The organism is Raoultibacter timonensis, assembly GCF_900240215.1.
GTDB lineage: Bacteria > Actinomycetota > Coriobacteriia > Coriobacteriales > Eggerthellaceae > Raoultibacter > Raoultibacter timonensis.
This window is the reverse complement of record NZ_LT964681.1, coordinates 398,761-420,677: the sequence shown is the minus strand read 5'-3', so window position 1 is coordinate 420,677 and position 21,917 is coordinate 398,761. Positions and strand designations below refer to the sequence as shown.

General features: G+C 60.0%; 21 protein-coding genes and 1 tRNA gene. 17 read left to right on the top strand and 5 right to left on the bottom strand.

The features are described from left to right. Positions 1-115: 115 nt before the first annotated feature. Positions 116-766 (top strand): Tat proofreading chaperone DmsD, encoded by a 651-nt coding sequence (gene dmsD / locus C1722_RS13955; protein WP_102379972.1) that lies wholly within the window; start codon positions 116-118, stop codon positions 764-766. Next, positions 767-1,645 carry a dimethyl sulfoxide reductase anchor subunit family protein gene (locus C1722_RS13950; RefSeq protein ID WP_244902588.1) on the top strand — a complete coding sequence of 293 codons (879 nt, stop codon included), beginning with the start codon at positions 767-769 and terminating at the stop codon, positions 1,643-1,645. 87 nt (positions 1,646-1,732) lie between these two features. On the opposite strand, the gene C1722_RS13945 is transcribed toward C1722_RS13950, so the two are convergent. After that, complete coding sequence (locus tag C1722_RS13945) at positions 1,733-5,593, bottom strand: EAL domain-containing protein (protein WP_180995268.1); 3,861 nt, start codon at positions 5,591-5,593, stop codon at positions 1,733-1,735. A 197-nt stretch (positions 5,594-5,790) separates the two neighbouring features. Continuing rightward, a complete protein-coding gene (locus C1722_RS17195) occupies positions 5,791-7,596 on the bottom strand; it encodes an FAD-dependent oxidoreductase (protein WP_219724320.1) in 1,806 nt (601 codons plus the stop codon). A 214-nt stretch (positions 7,597-7,810) separates the two neighbouring features. Between C1722_RS17195 and C1722_RS13935 the strand changes: the two genes are divergently transcribed. Continuing rightward, entirely contained in the window at positions 7,811-8,389 is a 579-nt protein-coding gene (locus tag C1722_RS13935; RefSeq protein ID WP_180995267.1) for a TetR/AcrR family transcriptional regulator C-terminal domain-containing protein, read from the top strand. 1 nt (position 8,390) lies between these two features. Here the strand turns inward: C1722_RS13935 and C1722_RS13930 are convergent, their stop codons facing one another. Beyond that, complete coding sequence (locus tag C1722_RS13930) at positions 8,391-9,365, bottom strand: DMT family transporter (protein ID WP_102379968.1); 975 nt, start codon at positions 9,363-9,365, stop codon at positions 8,391-8,393. 27 nt (positions 9,366-9,392) lie between these two features. Continuing rightward, complete coding sequence (locus tag C1722_RS13925) at positions 9,393-9,665, bottom strand: zinc ribbon domain-containing protein (protein WP_102379967.1); 273 nt, start codon at positions 9,663-9,665, stop codon at positions 9,393-9,395. A 128-nt stretch (positions 9,666-9,793) separates the two neighbouring features. On the opposite strand from C1722_RS13925, the gene C1722_RS13920 reads away from it, so the two are divergent. The 14 genes from C1722_RS13920 to C1722_RS13855 all read left to right on the top strand — a co-directional run bounded on the left by C1722_RS13920 (position 9,794) and on the right by C1722_RS13855 (position 20,377). Further along, positions 9,794-9,868: transfer RNA gene (locus C1722_RS13920), tRNA-Val, on the top strand. A 322-nt stretch (positions 9,869-10,190) separates the two neighbouring features. After that, positions 10,191-10,853: a Flp pilus assembly protein CpaB gene (gene cpaB / locus C1722_RS13915; protein ID WP_102379966.1), complete on the top strand. Its 663-nt coding sequence runs from the start codon at positions 10,191-10,193 to the stop codon at positions 10,851-10,853. After that, positions 10,843-12,246: a CpaE/TadZ family protein gene (locus C1722_RS13910; RefSeq protein ID WP_146040693.1), complete on the top strand. Its 1,404-nt coding sequence runs from the start codon at positions 10,843-10,845 to the stop codon at positions 12,244-12,246. The genes cpaB and C1722_RS13910 overlap by 11 nt, the downstream gene beginning before the upstream one ends. Continuing rightward, positions 12,237-13,556, top strand: a complete 1,320-nt coding sequence (locus tag C1722_RS13905) for a TadA family conjugal transfer-associated ATPase (RefSeq protein ID WP_102379964.1) — start codon at positions 12,237-12,239, stop codon at positions 13,554-13,556. The genes C1722_RS13910 and C1722_RS13905 overlap by 10 nt, the downstream gene beginning before the upstream one ends. Continuing rightward, entirely contained in the window at positions 13,526-14,500 is a 975-nt protein-coding gene (locus C1722_RS13900) for a type II secretion system F family protein (protein ID WP_180995266.1), read from the top strand. The genes C1722_RS13905 and C1722_RS13900 overlap by 31 nt, the downstream gene beginning before the upstream one ends. A gap of 1 nt (position 14,501) precedes the next feature. Further along, positions 14,502-15,446 (top strand): type II secretion system F family protein, encoded by a 945-nt coding sequence (locus tag C1722_RS13895; RefSeq protein ID WP_146040692.1) that lies wholly within the window; start codon positions 14,502-14,504, stop codon positions 15,444-15,446. A 6-nt stretch (positions 15,447-15,452) separates the two neighbouring features. Then, positions 15,453-15,665 carry a class III signal peptide-containing protein gene (locus tag C1722_RS13890; protein WP_244386824.1) on the top strand — a complete coding sequence of 71 codons (213 nt, stop codon included), beginning with the start codon at positions 15,453-15,455 and terminating at the stop codon, positions 15,663-15,665. Between the two features lie 37 nt (positions 15,666-15,702). Further along, on the top strand, positions 15,703-15,903 hold the full coding sequence (locus tag C1722_RS13885; protein ID WP_102379961.1) for a hypothetical protein: 201 nt from the start codon (positions 15,703-15,705) through the stop codon (positions 15,901-15,903). A 20-nt stretch (positions 15,904-15,923) separates the two neighbouring features. Further along, on the top strand, positions 15,924-16,490 hold the full coding sequence (locus tag C1722_RS13880) for a TadE/TadG family type IV pilus assembly protein (RefSeq protein WP_102379960.1): 567 nt from the start codon (positions 15,924-15,926) through the stop codon (positions 16,488-16,490). After that, positions 16,490-18,736, top strand: coding sequence for a molybdenum cofactor biosynthesis enzyme (locus C1722_RS13875; RefSeq protein ID WP_244902587.1), 2,247 nt, complete (start codon positions 16,490-16,492; stop codon positions 18,734-18,736). Before C1722_RS13880 ends, C1722_RS13875 begins: the two co-directional genes overlap by 1 nt. After that, positions 18,727-19,194, top strand: coding sequence for a TadE/TadG family type IV pilus assembly protein (locus C1722_RS13870; protein ID WP_244902586.1), 468 nt, complete (start codon positions 18,727-18,729; stop codon positions 19,192-19,194). The genes C1722_RS13875 and C1722_RS13870 overlap by 10 nt, the downstream gene beginning before the upstream one ends. Next, complete coding sequence (locus C1722_RS13865; protein ID WP_146040691.1) at positions 19,191-19,697, top strand: hypothetical protein; 507 nt, start codon at positions 19,191-19,193, stop codon at positions 19,695-19,697. The genes C1722_RS13870 and C1722_RS13865 overlap by 4 nt, the downstream gene beginning before the upstream one ends. 10 nt (positions 19,698-19,707) lie before the next feature. Continuing rightward, positions 19,708-20,103, top strand: a complete 396-nt coding sequence (locus C1722_RS13860) for a DUF192 domain-containing protein (RefSeq protein ID WP_102379957.1) — start codon at positions 19,708-19,710, stop codon at positions 20,101-20,103. Next, positions 20,066-20,377: a hypothetical protein gene (locus C1722_RS13855; RefSeq protein ID WP_146040690.1), complete on the top strand. Its 312-nt coding sequence runs from the start codon at positions 20,066-20,068 to the stop codon at positions 20,375-20,377. The genes C1722_RS13860 and C1722_RS13855 overlap by 38 nt, the downstream gene beginning before the upstream one ends. 79 nt (positions 20,378-20,456) lie before the next feature. On the opposite strand, the gene C1722_RS13850 is transcribed toward C1722_RS13855, so the two are convergent. Beyond that, positions 20,457-21,767, bottom strand: a complete 1,311-nt coding sequence (locus C1722_RS13850) for a helix-turn-helix transcriptional regulator (RefSeq protein ID WP_102379955.1) — start codon at positions 21,765-21,767, stop codon at positions 20,457-20,459. Positions 21,768-21,917 lie beyond the last annotated feature (150 nt).

Sequence of the window (21,917 nt, the reverse complement as noted above, 5' to 3'; positions counted from 1 at the left end):
TCGCATGAATCATGTGATAGCGCCTCGCGGTGCTTCGCTATGCTTGACCTGTGGTAGGGCACGGTGGGCGTGCGCTACAATAGGATGCACGCTTGCGTGTTCAAGGAGGAGACCAATGCACGAGAAACTCGATCAGGCGGACTTTCGCAGCCGCATCGCCTTCGTCGGCGAGACGCTGGGTCCGTTTTTTCTGCAGGATCCGGTCAAAGGCGATGCCCGCGCCGCTTTCGAGGCGGTCGCTGCGCTCGATCCGCATGAGGCGGGCGAGGAGTGGCCGTTCGTTTCCGACGAGCACGCCGAGCGCTATCTGGCGTTGATGACCGAAGGACTTGCGGAGGGCGTCGATAACGACGATCTGGTCTGGGAGTACCGCCGTCTGTTCATCGGCCCCGCCAAAAAGCCGGCTCCGCCCTGGGGCTCGGTCTACACCGATCGGGAGTGCGTAGTGTTCGGCGAGAGCACGCTTGCGCTGCGCCGGTGGATGCGCGAAAACGGCATCGAGCGTACGACCGACGAGAAGACCCCCGAGGATCATATCGGTCTCATGCTCGTGCTGCTCGCATGGCTTGCCGACGCCAAGCCCGAGCTGATCGAGCAGTATCTGGGCGACCATGTGCTTACCTGGTCGTCGCATTTCCTCGAACAGCTTGCCGACGTTGCCGAGCAACCTTTCTACGAAGGCTTGGCATTGCTGGCGAAAGAGAGCCTCGAGGGGCTGCAAAGCGAGCTCGAGATCGAGGTCGAGTATCCGAGATACTACCGCTAAATGATGACTACCGGATTCGAAACGGCGTTGGGGGAGATCACGCTCGTCCTGTTCACGACGCTTGCCCCCTCGGGCGTGCTCGGCTTTTCGATCATGGCGGGCGCGCTCGCTTTCGGCCGGTTCGATCGGGATGTGCGCAGCCGCATCAACCAGTTCCTCTGCATTCCGTTGATGATCTCGATGGTGGGCCTCATCGCTTCGGCAACCCATCTGGGAAATCCCGCCAACGCGCTCTACGTGTTCATGGGCGTTGGTCGCTCGCCTTTGTCGACCGAGGTGTTCTGTGCGGTCATCTTTCTGTTTCTGGCGGGCGTGTACTGGCTGTATTCGTTCTCGCAACGGCAGGTCGTGGGGCTGCAGCGCGTGTGGTCGGTCGCCATCATCGCGGCGGGCATCGCGTTCGTGACGGCGGTTGCCTTCGCCTACGATGCCGAAACCATCGTCTCGTGGAATACCGCATACGTGCCGATCGGGCTGTGGCTCAACGCCGTAGTGGGAGGGCCGTTGGTGGCTCTGCTCTCGTTTCGCGCAGCCAAGGCGGAGGCGATCGTCGGGCGCTACGGCCCGCTGCTGTGCGGCGTTTCGGCGGTTGCGCTCGTGCTCAACACGGCGGGGTACGCGATGCAGGGCACGGCGCTTGCGGGTATCGAGAATTCGTTTGGAACCGCAGCCGATCTCGTGCCGTTTTACGGGTTGGCCGTTGCGGCGTTTTTCGTCCTGTGCACCGCTGGCGTCCTGTCGATGCAGCTTGCCGTTCGCGCAGGAAGGATACCCGATCTTGCACGTGCTGCCGTGTCGTGCGCTCTTGCGTACGGCGGCATCTTCGTTATGCGTTTCGTGTTCTACATGATGCACATGACTATCGGATTGGGCTTCTGATCGAGTTTTCCGCCGCGTGCTTTTGCGGCGCGCAGCCATGCTCGCCGCCGTGCTGCTGCGCGTCTTGGGTTGCAGACGTCGTAGCCCCTATGCGCGCCGTTCGCCGTTTCCGTAGATCGAAAAACGTCCTTTGCCTTCGTCTTTCGCTTCGTAGAGGGCATCGTCGGCTCGGCGGTACAGCTCGGTGAGCTCGAAACCGCCTTCGGGAACGAGGGCGATGCCCGCGGTAACGCTGAGCTTCAGCGTTTGGCCGTCGGGCAGATCGATCGCCCATCGGTCGGCGCATATTTCGATGGCTTTGTTTTCGGCGGTTTTCCTCTCGACGCCGCTGCAGTACACGACGAACTCATCGCCGCCCCATCGGCAGACGATGTCGTTTGCCCTGAAAGAACGGGCGAGCCGCTCGGCGCTTTCGATGAGGGCCCTGTCGCCCGCCAGGTGGCCGTATCGGTCGTTGACCTGCTTGAAGTCGTCGAGATCGAATATGAGGAACGCACCTGGCCCACCGTTCTTGTTCGCCTTGGCAAGAGCGTTTTTGATGCTGCGCAAACCAGCCGACCGATTCAGGAGCCCCGTCAGGGAATCGCGGTCGGCCCTCAGCTTCAGATCGAGCTCGCGGCGCTTTACCTCGTCTATGTCTTCGAGGTAGCCGATTGCGCGGATGGGGAGGCCTTGGTCGTCGAATACGACTTCGCTCGATACTTTGAACCAGCGGGCGGGACCCTTGTCGAAATCGATGGTTATTTCGCATTCGGCATTCTTACCGCGGGCGATCCCGGTAAACATTTCGATGAGCTTCGCTTTGCTCTCTTCGGGAAACACTTCAAGGGCAAGGATGTCGTCGGTGAGCACGTGGGCCGTTTTGTCGGGGCCGATCGGGGTGGTTGACGGAAGCAGCAGTTTCGCGAAGCTTCGGTCGGATATGTTTTTGAACGATATGGTTCGAGCGGCGATGTCGTAGAGCCATACGTTGAGATCGGCTTGCTCGATGATGCTCTTGAGCAAGAGGTCCTCGAGTTCCAATTCGGACTGCATCCGCTTGTTCTCCGATATGTCGACGCATACGCTTGCGATGGCCAAACGGCCGCTCCCCGTTTTTACAACGCGTCCGCGCGATGTTATCCACAGGGGGATGCCGTCTTTGCGCAGCATGCGGTATTGCATGTCGTACTCTTCTCCCTCGTTGAAGGAGGCGCCCATTTCGGCGCTGATGCGGGCGAAGTCGTCGGGCTGGATCGCATTGGCAACCCGCCCGTCGATCATCTGGACGAGATCGGCGTACGATTCGCATCCCAGCATGCGAATCATCTCGTTGTTGGCGAAAAAGATGGGGAAGCCCTCTTCGCAGTAGCCCCCGATGAGCCCGTTCGGGGTGCTTTGCGCGAATATCTGAGCGGCGATCTGCTGGTTTTCGGCGGTGAGCTCTCCGATCGCCTGATCCGAGCCGTGCATGCCCATGACTTCGCCGAGCGTCTCCTGCGATGCGCGCAGCGCGTCTTCCTGCATTTTGTCGTGCGTAACGTCGAGGAGCGTGGCGTAGAAGAGCTTGCGGTCCTCTTCGTTGCGAAGGTGGAACACTCTGAGGCGAATCCAGATGATGGCCCCGGAGGCGGTGTAGCGGCGAAACGTTCCGAGCGCGCCCGAAACGGTGTGTTTTTCCGCACGCTTGAACAGGTTGAGCACGTGCCCCCTGTCTTCGGGGTGAATGCATTCGAGGATCGTTTCGCGTTGTCTGGCAACCTCGTCGGGGTCGCACTGCATGATGCGGTAGTACTGCTTGTTGACTTGGAGCAGTTCGAACTGGTCGCCCGAGAGGGCATAGACCGCCATAGCCCCCACGATGTTGTCGATGATGGTACGGCTTGCCAGATCGTTTTTAAAGATGTCGTGGATCTCGATGATGTCGATCGGTTGGTAGTTGATGCCCCGATGGTCGATGATGCTCGGCTGCATGAGGAGCTGCTCGAGCTGCTCTGTCGAGAGGGGCCTGTAATAGTAAAAGCCCTGGACGTACGTGCATCCGATATCTTTGAGAAAATCGATTTGCTCTTGCGTTTCGGCTCCCTCGGCTACAACCGACAGCTCCATCAAGTGGGTCATGCTGACGATCGACTCGAGGATGCTCTCGCTGCGGTTGAGCTTGTCGCCGACCGTGTCGAGGAACTTCATGTCGATCTTCACCACGTCGGCTTTGATTTCGCGCAGCATGTTGAGCGAGGAGTATCCGCTTCCGAAATCGTCGATGAACACGGTGAAGCCGAGCTCTTTGAACCTGCTGACGGCTTCGATCATCTTTTCGTCTTCAGCGTAGGCGCTCTCCGTTATTTCGAGATGCAGAACCGAACGGTCGAGGCCGTACCTGTCGACGAGATCGGTGATCGATTGGACGATGTCGATGGAGTAAAGGTCGCCGCGCGATATGTTGACGCAGGCGGGAACGGGCGTTTTGCCTCGATCGACCCAGCTCTTGATGTGGCTGCAGGCTTCCTCCCATACGTAGAGATCAAGGCTTGCGATGAACCCGTTTCGTTCGAGGATGGGAATGAAATCGCCGGGTCCCACGAGCCCTCGTTGCGGATGGTTCCATCGGACGAGGGCTTCGACCCCGACGATTTTCCCTGAGCCGGTATGGCATTGCGGTTGCCAGTACACGACGAACTCGTGGTTTTCGAGCGCTCGCTGTACTTCGATGAGGATCTTGGGATCTTCCTCGAGACGATGGGTCATGTCTTCTTCGTACCACACCATGCGCTTCGTGTAGTTGCCCTTGATCGAAAGAGCGGCGGTCATCGCGTGATCGCAGACGGTCCGTATGGGGACCGAGGGATCCTGCATCAGGCAGGCCCCTATGGCGGGCTGGAATCCGATGCCCCTGTCAGCGGTTGACGAAATGGCCTTGAGCCTGCTTTCGAGGTCGATCGATTCGGCGGTACCCGCGGGGAGCAGGATGACGAAATCGTCGCCGCCGAGGTACCCGGCAAGCCCGGTATGCGTTGCGACGATTTCTTTGAGGTGATCGGCGATGGTTTCGAGCAGTCGGTCGCCTGCGGAGCGGCCGAACCATTCGTTGAACACCTTGAAGTTCTCGATATCGATGTAGAGGAATTCAAGCGTGCGGTCATCTCGTGCGGCGACGAACTCTGCTGCGGTTCTCATGAACGTACCCGAATCGTAAAGCCCTGTGAGCTGGTCTACACCCCCCTGTCGATGCGAAAGTTCGTCGCCTTCGGATCCGGCGCTGCCCTCCCAATCGGTTTCGGCTTCCGCGATGAAGCACATGAGCACCGGCTCGTTACCCGCGCCGCGTTTTGCCGAGACGACGGTTTGCGTTGCCCACTGCCACCCCCCGCCGACAAGTTTTTTGCGAAACCGTTCCTGCAGCGATCCGCCCGATCGGTTCAGCCTCGCGACGATCGTATCGAAATCCCAGAATTCGGTGAACCTTTCGCGGTCGTCGGGGCATACCATGTTATCCAAAACGTCTTGGAACAGAGCGTCGAGCGCGCCCGACGGGGCGGGCATGACGAACTTGTCTTCCTCGCTGTACAGAACCTGATAGCTGTTCGTTTCGAGGTTGAGTTCGAACAGCTCGTCGTAGGCCGCCTCTTTCGTCAGCGCAAAGAAAAGGGATTTGCTGCTCTCGTCGATCTCTTGGGACGAGAACAGGATGCAGGAGCCGCTTCCCGGCCAGTCGGTTTCCAGACAGAGTATCTCGAACCAGCGATCGAGCCGTTGACTGTAAATGACCTCTTGGTTGAGCGACTCGTCGGATTCGGGGTGCCACGGGCAATCGATGCAGGGTCTATCTCTGCTGCGGAAGGCCTCGAAGCAGAGATCGCCGATACGGCCTCGGGGGAAGAGCCTTTTGGCCAGTTCGTTCATGTAGACGACATGATACGAATGGTCGATGACATACGAATGTCTGCCGGTATGTTTCGAGTCAGTCACAGCCTTGCCGATCCGCTTTCCTGCGCGTGCCCACGTGCTCAGTCGGTCTTTCGTATTATGCAAGAATACCATGACTGAAACGATAATGGTTAGCGAGAAGGCGGTCGGATGCACCGCTGAAAACCGAACCGGCCGTCTCCTTGCGGAGCGCAGCCGGTTCGGTTGCCTCGATCGGTTGGTTCGACGGCGTGAGGGGCTTAGCCCTTATAGGCGTTCGCGGCGCTCAAGACCGGCACGGGGTACTCTTCGCCCATGATGTCCATGGCGGCGAGCCACGATGAGACGACGTTGTGGCTCATGTTGAGTCCGCCGTAGTATTGCGCGTACATGCCGTTGAAGAATCCGCCGTGGTCGAGCCCCACGCACTTGAGGCCCTCGATGCGGTCGCCTTCGGGGGTTATCGGCGTATACGTGTTGTCGACGCGCACCCCGCTCATGGTGGAGAGCAGCCAGCCGGCAAGCTTGCAGGCATAGAAGGGGCCCTCGTCGATTGCCGTCAGCCTGAATGGCGCCTTATGGAAGTCTTCGTCGACGCCCTTTGCGGCAAGCTCGTTGTAGCGTTCGATGGTGGCGAGCGCTTCCTCCTTCGGCACCCCCATCATGTCGACGAGTTCTTCGATGGTGTCGGCCTTGATAAGCACGCCGTTTTCCACATTGGGGTCGATGAAGACGCTCTGCCATTCGTCTGCGTTCGTGCAGGGGTAGTACTGGCCGAGCAGAAGGCAGTTCTTGGCGCCTTCCTCGGCGACGACGCGCGAACAGATCGTCGTGCCGAAAGAGACTACGTCTTCCCAGCTGCTCGCATCGAAGATCTGCCACCAGTAGTGGCCCGGCTGCATGCAGGCTTGGTTGAATACGATGTCGTAGGGCCCATCTTCGTTGCAGTAGCGCTTTCCGAGGGCGTTGACGCGCAAAAACGGCTGAGAGCCCGGCCACCACAGCATCGGGTTGGCACCGCCCTGTCCGTCAAGCCCGATATCGCCGTTGGCGTCATCGCCGGTAATGCAGCCGCGATCGAAGATGTTGCAGGTGCCCTCGCAGGCGTAGTCGCGGTCGGCTCCTGCCCAGACCGCCATGCGGATGCCGTCGCCGTGCGCGTTTTCAGCACCGATGTGGCAGGAGCAGAACTTATGCGACATGACGCCCATCTCGTCCATCATGTCTTTGTTGCCCCCGAAGCCGCCGGTTGCGAGCATGACGGCTTTGCTCGTGTTGTACTGGATGTACTCGCCGTCCTTGTTCTGGGCTATGACGCCGCTTACCTTGCCTGAAGAATCCTGCACGAGCTCGACGGCGGTGGTATTGTACTCGATTTCTCCTCCCGCTTCGGCATAGAGTTCGAGCATGGCCGGGATGGCGATTTCCGACCCCATCGAGTTCGCGGTTTCTTTCAGGGGCGGTTTGTAGGCCGTATGGACGGAGGCGGGGGAGTACCAGATGCCCTCGGGGTCGAATTTCTTGCACACCGTATCGACCATGACGTCGAGGCCTTTTTGCTGCATCTGCGCTTGGTACCAGTCGATGAAGGCGCCCGCGTTGTAGGCCCACTGCCTGATGAGGTTCTCGTCGACCTTGCCCTGTCCGTAGCGGACGAGGTCCTTGATGACCCATTCCTTGTCGATCTCGATGCCGAGGTCTTTCTGGATTTGGCTGTCGAGCGCATCGATGTCCCCGGCGTAGATGGTGCATGCGCCGGTCTGCTCGATCAGCAGCACCTTGGCACCGAGCTGTGCCAGTTCGAGCGCTCCGACCACGCCCGAGTTGCCGCCGCCGACCACGACCACTTCGTAGTCCTTGGTTTCGGATACCTGATCGGCAACCGAAGCCGGCTTGTCGAATACGGAAGCCTTCGCTTCGCTTTGGCTTGCGGCGCTGTTGGCTCCTTCGGCGGTTGCCGGCTTTTCCGGCGAGCAGCCCGCAAGGGCGCTTACGGCGGCAAGCGCCCCGGTTGCAGCGGCTCCGGTCAGAAAGCCGCGGCGCGATAGGTTGGCTGATTTACTCATAACGCATCCCTCCTGGGTCTTCGGTGGAGCGCATCTTCCCCGTTGATGCAGCGCTCCGATTCGCTTGCGAGTGTAGGACCGCATTCGGTTGCGCGACAATGTACAGAGCGGCTGTTTTGTCTGGGAAACGGGCTTGTCAACTGACATTTTCTTTTGAGTGTCAGCTTTTTTCGCCCATCGTTCATGCGCTACAATGGCGCTTGGGGTGATGAATATGGGACGGCAGATTGTAACGAGGCTGCGTTTCGTCGCAGCGCTTTCCGGTGTTATGAAGGAATGTCCGCTCGAAAAAGTGAAGGTGTCGCACCTGTGCGAAGCGACGGGCATATCGCGGGCAACGTTCTACGAGTACTTCCAGGACATATTCGATGTGCCCACATGGTTCTGGGACTATCTGATGAGCCGATCGCTGTACCGGATGGGCATCGATCAAAGCTGCTTCGCCGCTCATCTGAAAAAGTTCGAGCTGCTGCATGAGAACAAGGAGTTCTTCGTAAACGCGTTTAAATGCATCGACTACAACTCCGTGTGCGAGCACGGTGGACGCGTGGTGAAGGAGCATATACTCGAAAACGCTACGGCGAACGCGGGGCGGCCGCTCACCAAGCAGGAGCTGCTCGAAATCGAGTTTTACAACATCGGAGCCCAGTACATGACGAGGACCTGGGTGCGAGACGGCATGGTCGAGCTGCCGTTGCAGATGGCCGAACTGTATCAGAAGTTCACGCCAGAGTTTCTTGTGCGGTACCTGGAACCGCGTTGTCCGATCGAGGCGGATGGCTCTTCCCGATGAGTCAATCGCCTTTTCGATGCGAGGGGAACACCCTGTCTTCGAGGGCGGCAATGTCTTTTTCGAGCGCCTTCTTTTCGGCTCGCAGCGGAAGGTACTCGCTCACGACGATGCCTGCGAAGATGAGGCCGAATCCGACGAACAGCGGACCGGTGAGCGCCTCGCCCAAAAACATGATCGAGAACACGACGCCGAACACCGATTCGGTTGCGAGGAACAACGAGGCGGGCGCGGGGTCCACATGGGCGATTGCGATGTTCTGCAGCATGAGCGCAATGCACGAGGCGAACACGATCAGATAGCCGAGGCTCACGTACGTATCGATCCCGAGGGTAGCGAATGCGGGCATGGGCTCGAAGACGAGCGCGGCGGCAAAACCGAGCAGCCCTGCAACAATGAACTGGATGATTGTCAGTACCATCATGTCGCGGCCGTCTGCGAATTTCGACGTGTACACAACATGGAAACTCAGGAACACGGCCGACAGAAGGGTGATGGCATCGCCGAACCTGATCGAGAAATCGGTCGATCCCGCAAACGAGACGCACCCGACGCCCGCTACGCATACGAGCGCGGCTGCGATGTTGAACCGTGTCGGCTTCGGGCCTGAGAGTACCCACATGAGAAACGGGATGATCACGCAGTACAGCGAAGTGAGAAAAGCGCTGTTCGAAGCCGTTGTATCGGTGAGGCCGGTTGAGTTCGTCCAGTAGGAAAGAAATACGAACGCACCGAGAATACCTCCCTTTTTCAGATGGTCGGCGTTGAGCGACTTCTTGAGCCGGGGAAAGAGCACGATGGCAAGTAGCAGCCCCGCGAAGGTAAAGCGGACGCCGACGAGCCATGCCGGGGGAAACGAATCGACCGTCGCCTTGATAACGACGGTCCCCATGCCCCAGATGGCGGCGGCAATGAGAAGGTAGCCCTTGTAGATCCAGAGGGGCTTGGGGGCTTTCTCGTCTGTTGTACGCTGCGGCATAGCACAGCATCATAGCACGGAGGCGGGTCAGCTTTGCCATCTCTTCCATGTTGGCATGACGGTTTCGAGCATGGCGCGCGCCTCGTCGACGGTCATCGGCGTATCGATGCTCTCGTTCCATTGGTCGATGTATTGGAGATTGATCTCCAGCATCTCGTGCATCGTGAGGTCTTGGGTGAAGCTGCCGTTTTGGTAGCAAAACGAGCAGTAATCAGCCGACGGGCTTCCGTCGGCTTCGGTGCCCCTCGACTCGTCGGTCAGCGGCATCCCGCAGCTTTGGCACATGATCAGGTCGGTCATATCTATCCTCTGTCGTTCGGATCGGCGATGGGTCGAGTATATCAGGTAATATCATATACTATTGTCGGACGTTTCTCGGTTTGCGGAAAATCAGTTGTTGTGCGAGAATGGCTATCCGCACAAAACATGGGCGATTGGCGCAGCGGGAGCGCAGGAGTTTTACACACTCAAGGCCGGGGGTTCAAATCCCTCATCGCCCACCATGTTGCATCATCGGGCCGTCGGTTTTCCGACGGCCCTTTCTTGTTGTCCGGTGCGATCCGTCGAATCTCCCTTTCTTTCGGTGGCCGATGGCGTGTGCAAGATTCGCGCTTTGCATGCGTAAGGTACGCACGTCGTTTCCGCTTGAACGAGCACTGTTCCGTGCAAGGTTTCAGCCTCGCCGACGGTTCCTGCCGGCGAAAAACGCTGCTTACCCAGACGGGTAACTCGTTGGTTCGCATCGAGCAGCCTCGGATTAAAGTGCAAGGCCTCTCTGCGATGCTGTGATGCATACGCTAACCGCACTGCAACGGGAGGAGCACCATGAAAAGACCTGCAACGGTCGCCATCGGCATCATATGCGGCATCGTCTGCGCAGGGGCGGTGTTCGCTTACCTGCAGAGCGTCAAGGGGGAAGCAGAATCCGCGCGCGCCGAGGCGCTCGACCGATACGGGGGCGAGCAGGTCGAGGTATGCGTGGCAACGCGCGATATCGCTTCGGGCGAAAAACTCGACGCTTCGAACACCACGGCAAAGCTCTGGTTGGCCGATCTCGTTCCGTCCGATGCGGTTCGTTCGGTTCGGGACGTGTACGGGGAGCAGGTCGGCACACCGATATTCGAGGGGGAGGTTGTGACTTCCAAGCGGTTTTCTCAGGGAGAACGTCAAATCGACGTGCCGGCCGGTCTGAGCGTCTTGAGCATCCCCGTGAAAGACGTGCAGGCGATAGGCGGCTCGATAGCTCCCGGGCAGCATGTTGACGTATACGCGACGGGCGCAGCGGAGACGGAGCTTTTGGCATCCGATGTTGCCGTGGTCTCGTCAAGCAACGATTCCGAAGCGGGTTTGGGAGGCGGCTCGATCTCGTGGGTCGCCCTTGCGGTCGAACCTCGCTCGGTACAGGAGCTCATTGCGGCTTCCCAGAAGACGGAGTTGTACCTGGTATTGCCCGGCGACGAGCAAGGAGGTGCAAGCGATGAGGCCTGAAGTGGTGCTTTGCGCGGATACCGAAAGCGTGAAGAGCCCTGACCTGATCGGGCTCGAGGGCGAAAACCTCCTCTCCCAACCCTGGTTGCGGCTGTTTTGCAGCGCCGTCGAAGTGCGTGCTTTTCTTCGAAAGGCAGAGGGTATCCGAGAGGTATGGATTGCCTCAAGTGACGATATGGAGCCCATAAATCTTGCGGCCGCTATCAAAAAGGATACCCGCGAACAGCGCGTTTGCCTCTTGGCGTTCGATGGGGGAGGCTCGCTTAAAAGCCGGGCAAGCGCGGCCGGCATCGATGCGACATTGACCAAGCCCGATTTCGCCGCGCAGTACGGACGAAGAAAGCGCTCCTATGCGTATGACCGAGACGACGATTGCTTTCAAGCGGCCGACTGCCGACCGCCTTTCTCGGCAAGCGAGCCGACCGAACCCCTTCGCGATTTGCCGACGATCGCACCGGCTGGGGGATGCTCTTCCGCCGTTTCCCCGTGTTTGAATGAGGGGGCGAGGGCGACCGTTCAGTCGTCGGTCGCCGATCCTGCAAGCATGTCGTGCGGCGAGTTTCGTGCTACGGCGAGAAAGGGGTCGTCCGAAAAATCCGCATGTACGCTTTCCGTAGTGAGCGCGAGCGGAGGCGCAGGTCGAAGCACGGTCGCCGTGCTCGCGGCGTTTTTCTCCCAAGGATTCGGGTATAAGACGCTTCTGCTTGACGCCGATATGCAATTCGGCGACATGCGCTACATGGCGGGAGTCGAGAACCCCCTGACGCTCGACGAGGTTGTAGCCGATCAGACGAAGCTCGAGAAACTTGTTTCCGATGGGCGGCATCCGGCGCTCCTGGCTGCGCCGAAACGGCTCGAGCAGTCGGAATTCGCAGGCGAAAGCATCGCTCGCATTCTTGAGCAGGCGAGCGCTTCATTCGACGTCGTCATCGTAAACACGTCGTCTCATTGGGACGAGTCGCTTGCTCAGGTTCTCGAGCGGTCGTCGCACGTGCTCTTCCTTGTCGATCAGCGCGCCGTTTCGCTTCGTGCAGGCAAACATGCTCTTGAGATGTGCTCGCGATGCGGGATCGCGACAACCCCGTTCGTTTTCGCAGTGAATCGCTGTGCGAAGAATGCGCTGTTCTCGTCGTTCGATGTCGCGTGTTCGTTGGGAGGATCGCATGCGGTCGAGCTGAAGGATGGGGGCAAAGAGGTTGACGAGTTGCTGGGGGCGGGCTTGCCGCTCGATTTGATAGGCTCTCGCAACGATTTGTGCTTAAGCCTCGAGCGCGTCCTTATCGACATCCTGCCCGGCAATCCCGAAAACCCCGAGCATAGTACGGCTCCCGTTCCCGGTCGGGCAAAGCGGTTCTCGCTCGGGCGGAAGGGAAGGCGGGCCGCATGTCTTTGACGGGAAGAGCGCTCCGTGTCGGGAGCGAAGGGGAGCTTTGTTCGCCCGATCGCGGTTCTCTGGTCGAGAAGCTGCGCGCATCGGTATACGAGCTCATACCTGCGGCCGAAATCGCCGTACAGGCTGCGCAGAAGCCCAATCTGGCTAAAAGCGAGATAAGAGGTGCGTGCCGACAGGTTTTTCAAAGAGATGCGTGGTCGGGGGTCGAGCCAGCCGAGCGTGCGCGCCTTGTGAGGGATCTTCTTGACGGTATGTTCGGGTTCGGGCCGCTCGAGGCGCTCCTCGACGATGAATCGGTATCCGAAATCATGGTCAACGCAACGCAGTCGGTCTATTTCGAACGTGCGGGCATTTTGCATCAGAGCCCTCAATCGTTTTCATCGGACGAGCAGGTGCGTGCTCTGATCGACCGCATTATCGGTCCCCTCGGCAGACGCATCGACGAGGCTTCGCCCACCGTCGATGCGCGGCTACCTCAGGGCCATCGGGTCCATGCGATCATACCTCCGCTCTCGATCGACGGACCGGTCATGACGATTAGGAAGTTCACCGCACGCGTCATGACGCTTGAGGATATGGTTGCAGGCGGTTCGCTCGACGAGCAAGCGAGACGGTTTCTCGATCGAGCCGTTGCCCTGCGCAAGAACATAGCGGTTTCCGGGGGAACGGGAACGGGAAAGACCACGTTGCTCAATGCGCTGTCATGCAAGATCCCGAACCGAGAGCGCATCATTACGATCGAGGATTCGGCCGAGTTGAGGTTTTTCGAGCATCCGCACGTCGTTCGTCTTGAGGCGAGGGCGAAAAACGCAGAGGGGGTAGGGGAAGTCACGATCAGGGATCTGGTTATCAATGCGTTGCGCATGAGACCCGATCGGATCGTTGTGGGGGAGTGCCGCGGCGCCGAAGCGCTCGATATGCTTCAGGCTATGAACACCGGACATGACGGTTCCATGACAACGCTTCATGCCAATGCGCCCGAGGAGGCCGTGATGCGCCTGACGACCATGGTTCGCTATGGTGCCGATTTGCCGGTCGATGTTATCGAATCGCATATCGCGAGCGCCATCGATCTTATGGTTCAGATAGCACGCGGCGCGGATGGCGTGAGGTTCGTATCGCAGATCGCGGAACTTGATCATGCATGCGGGCATTCGGGATGCTGCGTCAAGCCGTTGTTCGAGCGGGCTCATGCGGGTGTGCCGGGTTCTTGGGATGCGATGCCTTCGTGGATGGACGTACAGCCCGAAAAAACGTGCGATGCTCCGGAGGTGGCGGCATGGCTGCAGCCGATGCGATCATGTGGATAGCGTTGTGCACCGCGTTTGCTTCGGGAGCTTTGGTCCTGCCGTCGGCGGTAGCGGGAATTCGCCGTATGAGGGCGTCCGAAAAAGCGCGCAGCAAAGCGATCGGAGACGACATGCATACGGCGGCGTTGCTTCGGCGCGGCGTTGGCTGGTTCGCGCCGTTGGCGGGTGCGCTGTTGAAGGTGGGGTTTGTCGCAAAGGCGTTCGACGAAGCCGAAGCGATGGCGTCCATGCGGGGATATGCGACAACGGCGAAGAACCTTTGCTCTATCTGGTGTGCCGCTTCGGTTGGCGCGATCGTCGTCGGGTCGATGGTGGCGTCTTCCCCCGTGTTCGGCATTGCCGCCGCCGTTTGCGCGAGCGCTGCAGGGTGGTTTCTCGTCGAACGGGCCAGAGAATCCCGAACAAGAAGAATGCGGGAGGGTGTGCCCGATGTGTTTCGCGCGATGGAATCGTGCTTCTTCGCGGGCCTGTCTCTTCTGCAAACGTTTCAGCACCTTGCGGATGAATCGCCCGAACCGCTTGATGCGGTGTTCGACCAAGCGGCTCGCAAACTCGAGATGGGTGAAACTCCGAGCAGGGTGCTCGGTTCGTTTCGGAAGCAAGCGGCTTTGCCGGAACTATCGTTCGTCGCCATTGCGTTGGAGATTCAACATGATGCGGGCGGCAGCATGAGGCAGGTTTTGGCGGCGGCACGGGATTCGATTGAAAACGATCTGGAGCTTCGGCGTTCTTTGCAGGTGCAGACCGCTCAGGCGAAGCTCTCCGCTCGCGTGGTAACGGTTCTGCCGTTCGTTCTGATCGCGGTTTTCTCGCTTATCACCGAGGATTTCCTTGCGCCGTTTTTCTCGGGCGCTGCGGGCGTCGCTCTTTTAACGATTGCTGTTGTCATGCAGGCGGCGGGTGTGCTCAGCGTGAGAAGCATGCTGAAAGTGGGGTTCGATTAACGTGGATGCAACTGGTGCTATGGGGGTGCTGGCAAGCGTGAGCGCTGGCTGCATCGGCTACGTTGTTTCAAGGGCATGCGTTAGGTGGTCGACGGCGCGAAAGCGGAAACGGCAGGCTAAAGGAGGTTTGCTCGGGTCGTGGGCCGACGGGCTTGCGGGGCTGGAGTGCGGCGGCGTATCTGCATGGGAAATCGGTCTTGCATGCCGGGAGAGCATCAGGCCGACGTTCGGATCGGTTCGGCGAAGAGCCAACGCTTTATCCGGCAAACGGGTCGAGCGCTTCGACGCGCTGGCGCTCAGGGCGGGGCTCGGGTCAACCCTTACCCGCGCCGGGTTCGACTCGGCACGGCTCTGTCTGGCGCTGTTGTACTTCGGCGTGGGTTTGGTTGGCGGGTCGGTGTTCTCGCTCGAGTTAGCAGTGCTGCTCGGCTTCGGATGCTCGGTTGCGGGATGGCTTGCGCTGGGCAGCGCATTGCGAAAAGAGGCGGGTCTTCGGAGCGGGCGGCTCGGTTCGCAGCTCGGTGAGATGGCAGAGGTGGTTGCGCTTGGTTTGCGCAGCGGCCTATCGTTCGATCGGGCTTTGGCGTTGTACTGCACGCATTTCGATTCAGGCTTTGCGCGGGACTGCGAGCGAGCCCGCCAGCAATGGACCCTCGGTTTGGTTTCGAGGGAGAAGGCGCTGCGGGCTCTGGCGGATTCGTACGATTCGGCCATGCTTTCGCGGATCGTCGAGAACGTGGTTCGGTCGTTGAGGTTTGGAACCTCTTTGGCGGAAACGCTTGAATCCGCCGCAGTGGAGGCGCGCAGCGTGCATAAGGCTGAAGTGGAGGAACGGGTTGCCAAGGCGCCGGTCAAGATGCTTATCCCTGTGGGTACGCTCATTCTGCCGGCGATGCTGATCTTCGTGCTCGGTCCGATTATGCTCGATCTCATGGAAGGGATGTAGGGTCGTATGGGCCAGATGAAAGAAACGATGGGAAAGGTTCTCATGGGGGCACGCAGGCGTGCTCGGTCGCTCGTCCGCGATACGCGTGGGCAGGGCACGACGGAATACGCGATACTCGTCGGTGTGCTCGTCGTTATTGCAATTATCGCGATCACGCTGTTCAGGCCGAAGATTCAGGAGCTTTGGGATGCGATTGCTTCGGGCATCAACGGTCTTTAGCAAATCGACGCATCAAGGCCGGAAAGCGGGATTTCGGGTGCGATTGAAAGGCGGGTGCGGTCAGGCGACGGTCGAGTACGCGCTCGTCGTCTTCGCGCTGCTTGCAATCGTCGTTGCGTGCGCCGTTTTATGGCACGCTCTCGATGAAGGCCTCTTCGTTTCCCATGCGGCTGCGGGAGCCTCGCATCACGTTGGCCGAGGTTCGCCGGGTGCCGCGGCCGACGTGCTGCTGTATTGACGAATAGATGAGGAGGTGCCATGAAAGAGGGAGGGCGGTTGCGAAACGCTGTTCGGCAGAGGACGTTGTCTCGGGTCGGGCGCGCTATCGGTGTCGATGTAGGGGGCCAGGCCACTGTCGAGGCGGCCTATCTTATACCCGTGGTGTTTCTCTGCCTGCTGTTGCTCGTGCAACCGGGTATCATCCTGTACGATTTCACGGTTATGCGTTCGGCAGCTGCGGAGGGGTGTCGGCTGCTTGCGACGAAGACGGACGCCGCGGGCAGCTCGGACGAGGCGTGCATCGCGTACGTAAAGCGCCGTCTCTCCGCCGTGCCCCCGCAGGATCAGTTTCATATCCACGATGGCGCATGCTCGTGGGTTATTGACGTCGAGGGGGATGAGTCATCCGAATACGTGCAGGTGACGATTACGAATAAGGTAAAACTGCTGCCTTTGGTCGATACGGGCGCTACGTTGCTCGGCATGACGGATGCCTCGGGGGAATACTCGATCGAAGCTTCGAGCCGAATGCCGACGCAGCCGTCGTGGATCGGCTCGTCGAAATCCGGCCGCGATCCTCGTGCATGGGTTGGGGGAGATCGCTGATGGCCGTTGTGCTCGATGCGCTGAAAAACATGGTTGCCCGCAGTATGCGGATGGCGGTTCGCCGTGCACCGAGGCCGATACCCGGCGAATCGCTTTCCCGGCATCGTCGAAGAAGCGTTTTCTATGCCGAAGAGGGATTTTCGACGGTAGGCATGGTGTTCGCCTTGCTCATAACCCTTTCATTGATCTTTACCACCGCTCAGGTGTACGAGATCGAGACGACGAGCTCCCACGTGCAGAACGTAGCCGACGCTGCGGCGCTTGCAGTCGAAAACGAGGTTGCGGAGTTCTCCATCGTTGTGAGGTTGTGCGATGCTCTCGTGCTGACGATGTCGCTTACGGGCATCGCAACGATGGGCCTCGGCATAGCGGCGCTCTGCACGCCTGCAACCGCTCCTTTAGCGGATAAGCTCATCAAGGCGGCGACGGATGTCATCGATGCGAGAAATACGTTTGCGCGACGCGCCGCATCGGGTCTGAATCGGTTTCAGGCGTTCCTTCCGTTTCTTGCCGCAGCGAACGCCGCATCGATCGTCCAGGCGAACTCCGACGTCTCGGCGGGAACCGAGTACTTCGGGTTCGCAGTAGTACTTCCTATCGAGGGGGACGCCATCGAGGTCGGTTCGCTCGATTCCGCGAAGGAGCTTGCAAACAACGTGGAGGAGAACGAGGCCCGGATAAAGGAAGCCGCCGAAGCCGCCGAAGAAGCTTCGGGTGAAGCGAAGGCCGAGAAGGAAAAGGCTTTTATGGCCGATTGCGGAAACGACCCGGGCTATTGCATGTATGAAAGAGCCGGGCATCTTGCGGGGCTGTCCGCAAAGGACAACCCGCTGTACCGCAGTGTCGATACGTGGAGCTTTTCGGTCGCGCTTAAGCGTGCGCAGGCGTATTATCCCGCGCGGCTCGCGCAGGAGGCACCCGAAGGAGCGTCGGTTGAGGAGCAGGCTCGATCGGCGCTTCGAACGAGATACTATCGCTTCGCTGTCGAGGAAATCGGGAAGGGGTACGTTCGGGAAGACGAGGACTCGTTCGAAGCCCGGTTTCCCCTCTTGCCGAAGAATACCGAACAAATGCGGCGCACCGATCTGTTTACCGAAGCGGTCTATCCGGTGACGATCGATAGCGAGGGCGGAGCCGTCATGCATGCGTGGGCGGGCTGCCCGGGTGTTTCGGGCGGGCAGGCTGCGGGCGCCGGATCTTTGGCGCAGATGGAGGCAGGGCGGTTCGTTACCTGCTCGGCATGCGGATTCACTGCGGCGAGTCTGGGGAAGGTCGCTTCGGCATCGACCTCGATCGATAACGGATTCGAATACCATTACAACATCGTGGCGGAAGCGGCGGACGCATACCAGAAAGCACGCGAAAAGGCGCGCCCTTATGCCGAGGAGGTGAAAACGCTTACGAAGAATCTGCTCGACGATGTTGACGGCGCTCTTTTCGATGCGATGTCGTACCGCATCGAATCGCGGCCGCCGGGGCGCTACGGTGCCGTGGCCTTTGCGGCCGACCTTGCCGACGTTTCGGCTGCTACGCGATTTCCGAGTGCGTTCGTCAAAGGAAACGCATCGGTCGGAGCGCGCGCCGCCGTTTCCGCCGCCGCGCTTGCAAGCGACGATCCGAGCGAAGGCGAAACGGTCATCACCGCTTTGCTCGACAACGTTGATGCGGATGTTGCGGGCGGCGCGGCGATGCCCCTCGGCATCGTGCTCGATCTGTGGTCGGCTCTTCTGTCTTGCTATGCAGGTGGAATGGAGTCGCTTGAGCGAGGTATCGAGAGCGCGCTGTCGCAGATGCCGCTTGCAAGCGAAAGCGGGCTCGGAACATGGGCGGCGAATGCCTTTTCGAATGCGGTCGGTTCGTTGGGGCTGAGTCCCGCCGAGCTCGATTCGCCTAAGCCGGTGCTCGTCAACACGGCTCATGTGCTCGCTTCCGATGCATCGGGGTTTTCCTCCGCATTGCTGAAGGCGAAGGAAGACTGCGTTGCCCTTGGCGATGCTGCCGGAGCCGACCTGTTTACAACGGCCCTCTCGGTATTCGAGTCGTCGTCTCTTGAGGCTCTCGACGGTTTTGAGCGGGGGATCGAGATTGCGGTTATCGAGCCGTTCGGCGAAGCGGGCCCGTCGATTCCGCTGACGCTCGCCTTGCCGCCTGCAGTCGCGTCGATAGCCGGACGGGCTGTGCAGGGTTCCATCGACAAGATGAGAGCGGTGTACGCACAGGCGGGAGGTGTTCGCAGATGGGAGTAGCGGCGATATGCGGACGTGCAGCTGTTTCGAGGAAGCATCGGGATGATTCGGGGCAGATGACGGTTGAGTTCGCGGTGGCGTTTCCCGTCTTCGTCATCGTGGCGGTCATCGCGGTAAACGCTTTGCTCTTCTTTTCGGATTGTGCGGCGTTCGACCGCCTCGCCCGCGATGCGGTGCGCATCTGCGCTGCTTCGCCTGCCTACGGGCAAACGCTCGACAACAGCGTTGCCCTGGTAGCGGACACGCTCGAAGGGTCGTTCGAGCGGGACAACCTTTCCATCGATGTGACGGCAGAGGGCGCAGCGGCGGGGCATACGCGGTTTACGGCAGCGGTGCGCTTTGCCCCCACGCTTTTCGGCCTCGGCCTCAAATCATCGGTGTTCGGGGTTGCTCTTCCTGTGCTCGAGCATTCGGTTTCCTTGACGGTCGACACCTACAAGCCGGGGGTGCTGCTATGAGAGGGAGGCTCATGTGGGCGGTCGCCTTTATCCTGGCCGCGGTTGCCGGAGCCGTTGCCTTCGACGGTGTGGGAGACCGGGCGGGCTCTTCTGGGACGGGCGATCGGGCTACCCGGGGATGCGAGGTCGAGCTTTCGGATGCATTGAGCGTGAAACCGGTAGACGGTTCGGCATGTGCTTTTTCGATTGAGGGTATCGCCGAGGCGAAGGGTTTTGTTCGGGAGGTGCCCGAGGCGTTTGCCCGCGAAGCGTTCGGCATGGGGGTTTTCGACGAGGCGCTTGCTACCGAAGACGGAACGATCGTCGGCATGGTTGGAAAAGGCAGCGCCGCCGAATCGTTTAGCCGCCTCTCATCCGAGCTCGCTGACCGGGGATGGGCCTTCGTCGAAAGCGGTCAGGCACATGTTGGGACGTTCGTGAAGGGAAGCGGTTCGTATCGGTGGCTCCTGCTTTCGTGTTCCGAGGTCGGCGAGCTTGTCGCCGTGGTCGTTCAAGTTCGTTAGGAGGTTCGTAGTGGATGAGGAGGTGGCTGATGCGCGCAGTGGCGGCTTCAGGGTTTCGCCTGTGCTGGTTGCAGCCACGATGGCGGCGCGGGCGAAAGGCTTGCTCGGCACGCGCTCTTTTGAGGGGGCGCTGCTGCTCGTACCCTGTCGCAGAGTGCATACCTTCGGGATGGCCTATTCGCTCGACATCGCCTTCGTCGATCGTTCGGGCAAGGTGCTGCGATCCGTGCGCGCCATCGGCCCGAATCGTTTGACGGGGTGTCGGGGGGCGCTTGCGACGATCGAGCGGCAACATGATCCTTGCGACGAATGGTTCGCTCAGGGCGATACGATCGCGTTGGCGGCGGCAGAGCGAGAAAGGAAGCGAAGTGAAAGAATGTCCAGTGTGCAAGGCTACGACGTTTGACGATATGGAGGTGTGCTATGGTTGTCTGCACCGTTTCGATGGGAGGGGCTCTGGAAACCCCTTGTCGAAAGCTACGATCGGGGGCGATGTGCTTCAACCGTTTGACGAGGGGGAGAGCGGTAGGGATGGGGATGCCGGCGAAAGCGGATCCGGCGAAAGCGGGATGAAGCCGCCTGTGAAACCCGGCGCAGCCGATGTCGCATCCGAGCGGCTCCCGAAAGCGTATCGGCTGGAAATCATGCTGGTTCCCGTTGACGACGCCCAGGCCGTTTAGCCGACGGGGTCCGATGCGCCTGCGGGCAGCCGCTGCATGGTGGGCGAGCGTTGCGATTCCAGCTCGGCCGGCTCTTTTGCTAGCGGGTGCTTTCCGCCTCGTTCTCGCGCTCGGCGTCCCATGCATCAAGCACGTCGACAAGCCCTTCGACGTCGGTCGATCCGACTTTGCGGCATACCTTGCGTATGTAGGACTTTGCGGTTTTAGGCGATATGCCGAACTCGTCGGCTATATCGTGGGCATCGTAGTTTTCAAGTACGAGCAACAGCGTCTCCCCCTCGCGCGGGGTGAGCCCGAACGCTTCGGCGGCTTCTGCGCAGAATTCTTCAGCGGAAACGATCGGCTCGGGAAGGGGGAACAGGGTTGGCAGCGAGACCTCTTTTTCCGATGGATGGGCAAGCAGGCACGGTATGCCGCAGACGAGCATTGCGAGTGCGCATCCCGAAACGATCGTTTCGGGATGGCGGCCGACGAGGCCTCCAAGCAGGGTAAAGTAGCCGATGTTCAACCCGATCAAAAGCCCGATCCACTGCGCAAGGGCGATTCTCGTCCAGCGGTCCGCCCGCACGATGAGCACGCTGAGGAAAGCCGATACGGCAAGTGCCGCCAAACCGATGACGCACAGAGCGACATGGGTTGGCCATGCCGGCGCGAACAGCGACATGGCGGCAATGCCGGTTGCGCACGAAACGAGGCCGATGCCGACGAGCGATCGGGCGGTGCTTCGATCGAAGCCGTTTTGGATCTTTCGTACAAAAAAGGCGGGCCGAGATGCGGCATGCGGGGCAGCGTTCGATTCGTAGGATGCGGTCAAGTTGGCGTGACGTTCCGTTTTGGCAGCGCGCTCGACGGAAACCCGGTACAGGCGCACCGAGGTGATCAGGCATGCCGCAAAGCCGCCGGCGCACAATGCCGCTTGAAAGCAGACCAGGCCTTTGGCCAAAAGCGTCTGCGAAACATGCGGTGCGGCGGCTATTACGGCAACAGGTGCCGCGATCGCCAAGAGCACGCCGCCCGCAAACACGCTTACTCGCGGCTTGCGGGTGCGCGAACGGGGGGTTAGGGGGCGGGCGGTTATCTCGCCGATGGCGAAAAGGCAGGCCATAAGGTAGGCGAACACCAGCACGAACGTTAAGGCTCCGACTGGCTGAGCCGAAGCCGGGAGAATGGGTTTGACCGTTACGAGCGTGGCTATCGAGAGTGCGGGCAGAAGCAGGGTTACGGTAAACGAGCAGGCGATGCAGATTTTTCGCGCTACCCCGAGACCATGATAACGCGCAGGGCCGACCGCATCTCTGAATTCGCCGCCGGGGGTTGTGGATGGCTCTGCGGGAGCAGAAAACAGGTCGGTCGAAGCGCCATCGACTATGGGTTCCAGCTCTTGCCTCATTGCGTCCGTTCGGATAGTCCGTCATGCGAAGCCGATGCAATGTGCGCGACGGCTTCGCCCATTATAGCCGATACCCGACGCGAACCGGGGCGGCGCCTGCGCCTCGGTTCGCGCTGCAATCTCTTGCGGGCGTTCGGTTGGGCCGTAGCG